Origin of the sequence: uncultured Thermomonas sp., from assembly GCF_937872235.1 — a bacterium.
GTDB classification, from domain to species: domain Bacteria; phylum Pseudomonadota; class Gammaproteobacteria; order Xanthomonadales; family Xanthomonadaceae; genus Thermomonas; species Thermomonas beijingensis.
The window spans coordinates 1-3,779 of record NZ_CALMPC010000044.1; the positions used below are offsets into that span (position 1 = coordinate 1).

A 3,779-nucleotide genomic window follows, 5' to 3' on the forward strand; every position below is an offset into this window, starting at 1 on the left:
CGCCAGCGCATGAACGCCGCGTCACCGACCCCACCGGCTGCGGCGATGCATTCCGTGCCGGGCTGATCTTCGGCATCGAAAAAGGCTATGACTGGATGACCATTGGCCGCCTGGGCAACCTGATGGGCGCACTCAAGGTGGAGCACCCCGGCACCCAGAACCAGCGTTTCGACTACGACGAATTTGCCGAACAATTCCGCCAGCAGTTTGGGTACGCGCTGACATAAGGCAAGCGTGGATGGAAGACATCAAGCATGCCTGATGTCTTCCGCCCCTGATTGAGCAAGCTCAATTCCACTTCGGCAGTTTTTCTGACTGCAAACCACTCACCTCAAACTGCGCGGTGCGTTTGCCCACGGCTTTGGTGGGAAATTCAATGGACAGTTGCTTGCCGGTTTTAGCGAGCTTCCACAACGCTTTGTGGTCATCAACAAACATCGCGATGGCCTCGTCGGTCTTCGGCCGTGAGCCGGGCAAGCTCACCACTTTGCCATCCAGTGTGACCTTCAATTTGCAGCCGCTATAACAGTCGAAATCACCCGCCTGCAACACCAGATAAGCGCTGCGGCCCCAGCTGGGGTGATCGCGAAAAATCAAACGAATCGGATGGGCACCACCACCATCGGTGTCCACCGGCTCTTGCGAATAAATCGCCGCCGACAGTTGGTGCCCATTGGGCTTAACCAACTCATCACCATAATCCCATAGCGCCGCCAAACGTTGCTGCTGGGCTTCGGCCTCGGCCTTGGCACGCACAGCTTCCAGCTGATCCTTGACCCGCGCTGCCGCATCGGTGGTCGGATGATCCACTTGCAGCACTTCCCCATAGCCCTTGGCCAAGCGCCAGTTGTGCGCCGCCACGGCCTCGTTGAATTGCTTTTCCATCACTTCGGCGGCCTGTTCTTGCGCGGCTTTCTGTGCGGCGGCAGCCTTGCCGGCGGCCTCCGGATCTTCACCCTTGCAAGCACTCAGGGCCAGACACAACGCAATCGCAATGGATTTCATCGGAATTCTCTGTGCAACAAAACGGCAAGCCAGTATTTCAACACGCCCGCACATCCAGCGCACCCTGCCACCGTAATATCAACCCAGCTGCTGCCGACCTTGCCATTGCTCACCCGCCTGCAACAGCACCGGCTGCGCCGCCTGCGCGGCCTCGATGCAGACAAAACGCTGCCAGTCGCCGGCCTCCAAATCTGCAATCCCGGAGGCCAGACGCGCGCCCGGGTTCCATACCACCACATCGGTAAAACCTTGCTGTTCGATGCCAAGGCGCTGGGCGCCATCGACCAATGTGAGCGGCGCCACCACATCGCTGTAGATGCGGTCGGTTTCGTCCACAAATGCCACCGCATAATCACTTTGCCGATGCAAGGTGCCACCGTTGGCACTGTCTTCGTAGTCGCAACCTTGCAGACCTTCCACGCGCACCTGCGCGATGTCGCCCACGCCCAGATAGGTATGCAGCGCAGCGGTGAAAGCGAACGCCGTATCGCCGGTATTTTCGATTTCCAGTGTCACCGCGAGCCGTGTGGCGGTCAGGCCAATTCGCAGGCAGGCCACGAAAGGATATGGCCAATGCACATCACCATCACCGCGCAGCTCGAATACGGCCGCACCGCACTCCACACCCATGAAGCGCCACCCGCAGTTGCGGGCAAACCCGTGCTTGCGCAATGCCCCGCGCTCACCAAACTGCGGAAAGATCACTGGGATACCGCCACGAATCGCCGCCCTCCCATCGAAGACAGTAAGTTTGGACAGGAACAATCGCTCTCGCCCATCGGCGGGGATCCACGACAAGACGTGCGCACCATGCAGAGCAACCAAGGCGCTGGCACCTTCCGCGTGCAGGGCAATACATTGCGTATCGAAAGCGGTGATGGGCATGGCATGCATGCTTGCCAGTGTCGCACACGGCGGCATCGTCAGTCCGCACGCACCCGCCATGCTTCGGCCAGTGCAATCGCGCCACTGCGCGCCAGGATTACCGCCGCCTGCGTGATCGGCGTCATCCCCTCCTCCATTGCAACCCGATGGATCGTATCGGCCTCTGCACCAGGGACAACCAACTCACGCAGGCGCGGGGTCATCATCAGCAACTCATACACCGCCTGCCGCCCATAGACCCCCAAACCTTCGCACTGCACGCAGCCACGCCCGCGATAAAACACCTCCGCGGCATGGATGCCCAAGGTTTCACGCATATGCGCCGACACATCTTCCACTTCACGACAATGCGGGCAGGTCAAGCGCACCAAGCGCTGCGACATCACCGCCAACAAACTGGCACGCAACAGATATGGCTCCACTCCCAGATCCAGCAAGCGGGTCACCGTGGTGGCGGCGGTATTGGTGTGCAGTGTGCTCAGGAGCAGGTGCCCGGTTAGCGCGCTTTCCACCGCGATGCCTGCGGTTTCACGATCCCGGATTTCACCGACCATGATCACATCCGGGTCGTGCCGTAAGAAATTACGCATCGCACTGGCAAAGGTGAAACCAGCCGCGCGATTGACCTGCATCTGCTGAATATCTGCAATATGAAATTCCACCGGATCTTCAATCGTCAGGATATTGATGCGTTGCTTGCGCAGCTCCAGCAGCATTGCGTAGAGCGTGGTGGATTTCCCGCAGCCGGTGGGCCCCGTGGTCAGGAACATGCCATGGCTCCGCGCCATCACATCTTCCACCCGTACCCGGTCTGCTTCTGTCAGCCCTAGCTGATCCAGATCCCATAAGCTTTGCCGGCTATCCAGCAAGCGCACCACCGCACTTTCACCAAACACCGTCGGCAAGATGGAGATGCGCAGATCCACACGGGTGCCATCGTCCAAGGTGAAGCTGGTCCGCCCATCCTGTGGGGTGCGGTGTTCGGCCAGATTCATTCCACCCAACACCTTGATTCGGCTGACTGCGGCCGGATGCAGCGCGCGCATCAGGCTGCGTACCGGCACCAATTCATCGTCGATCCTGTACAGCACATCGGTCGCATGTTCACCGGGACGCAAATGAATGTCGGAGGCACGCCGCACCACTGCATCGGCAATCAGATCGTGCACCAACCGCACCACCGGCTGCTCGCGGGCCAGACGGCGGGCTTCGGCTTCGTTGTCCGCTACCGTCGCCAGTGGGTCAAGCCCCAGCTTGCGTACGGTTTCCCGATCTTCCACTTGGTCGTAACAGCGGGCGATAGCTTCGCGAATACCACGCCCGGTGGCCACCAGCGGCAACACGTGGCGGGTGGTGGCAAACTCCACAGCCGCCAACGCTTCCGCATTGGTGGGGTCTTCCATCGCCACCGCCAACAGCCCGTTGTGCAGCCGCATTGGCACCACCCGTAAGCGGCGCGCCTGCTGCGGGGGCAACAGGGCCGCAGTGGCGGAATCCACCGCTACATCAGGCAGCCGCAGCAGCGGCAGGCCCAATCGCTGCGCATCTTGGAAGCTGCGTTCATCCGCATCTTCGCCGCTGGCCAGCCAAGTAGCCAGATCGACCCCGCCGCTCTCGACATGCGACGCAAAGTTCTTGCCGTGGATGTCCAGCAAATAGCGATCCAGTGCGGGATCATCGGCGATCAACAACGGCGCCGTGACGCTGGGTGGTGGGACCATGGGACACTCCAATGGGATGTCTTCCCATTTTGTACGTGATTACACGGGCTGTATTGATCGCCATCAATCCCGACGGTGCGATAATCCCGCCATGAACCCGCAACAGACCCCGTCCGACACCACCCACTTCGGCTTTCGCGATGTGCCGGTGGCCGAAAAACAAAAATT

The 3,779-nt window shown here is 60.3% G+C and carries 4 protein-coding genes; 1 reads left to right on the forward strand and 3 read right to left on the reverse strand.

Annotated elements, in window-relative coordinates; translation table 11 throughout:
- A partial coding sequence (locus QWB57_RS03750; RefSeq protein WP_288968385.1) for a PfkB family carbohydrate kinase occupies positions 1-227 on the forward strand: 227 nt, incomplete at its 5' end.
- A 61-nt stretch (positions 228-288) separates the two neighbouring features.
- On the opposite strand, the gene QWB57_RS03755 is transcribed toward QWB57_RS03750, so the two are convergent.
- The 3 genes from QWB57_RS03755 to QWB57_RS03765 form a co-directional block, all read right to left on the reverse strand.
- Positions 289-1,005 (reverse strand): hypothetical protein, encoded by a 717-nt coding sequence (locus QWB57_RS03755; protein ID WP_288968386.1) that lies wholly within the window; start codon positions 1,003-1,005, stop codon positions 289-291.
- A 78-nt stretch (positions 1,006-1,083) separates the two neighbouring features.
- Positions 1,084-1,890 (reverse strand): D-hexose-6-phosphate mutarotase, encoded by an 807-nt coding sequence (locus QWB57_RS03760; protein ID WP_288968388.1) that lies wholly within the window; start codon positions 1,888-1,890, stop codon positions 1,084-1,086.
- A gap of 38 nt (positions 1,891-1,928) precedes the next feature.
- On the reverse strand, positions 1,929-3,611 hold the full coding sequence (locus tag QWB57_RS03765; RefSeq protein ID WP_223629639.1) for a GspE/PulE family protein: 1,683 nt from the start codon (positions 3,609-3,611) through the stop codon (positions 1,929-1,931).
- Positions 3,612-3,779: the final 168 nt, after the last annotated feature.

What these genes read in the sequence shown, in the direction of transcription:
- QWB57_RS03755 (WP_288968386.1), bottom strand. Translation starts at nt 1,005, where the DNA reads ATGAAATCCATTGCGATTGCGTTGTGTCTGGCCCTGAGTGCTTGCAAG.
- QWB57_RS03760 (WP_288968388.1), bottom strand. Translation starts at nt 1,890, where the DNA reads ATGCCCATCACCGCTTTCGATACGCAATGTATTGCCCTGCACGCGGAA.
- QWB57_RS03765 (WP_223629639.1), bottom strand. Translation starts at nt 3,611, where the DNA reads ATGGTCCCACCACCCAGCGTCACGGCGCCGTTGTTGATCGCCGATGAT.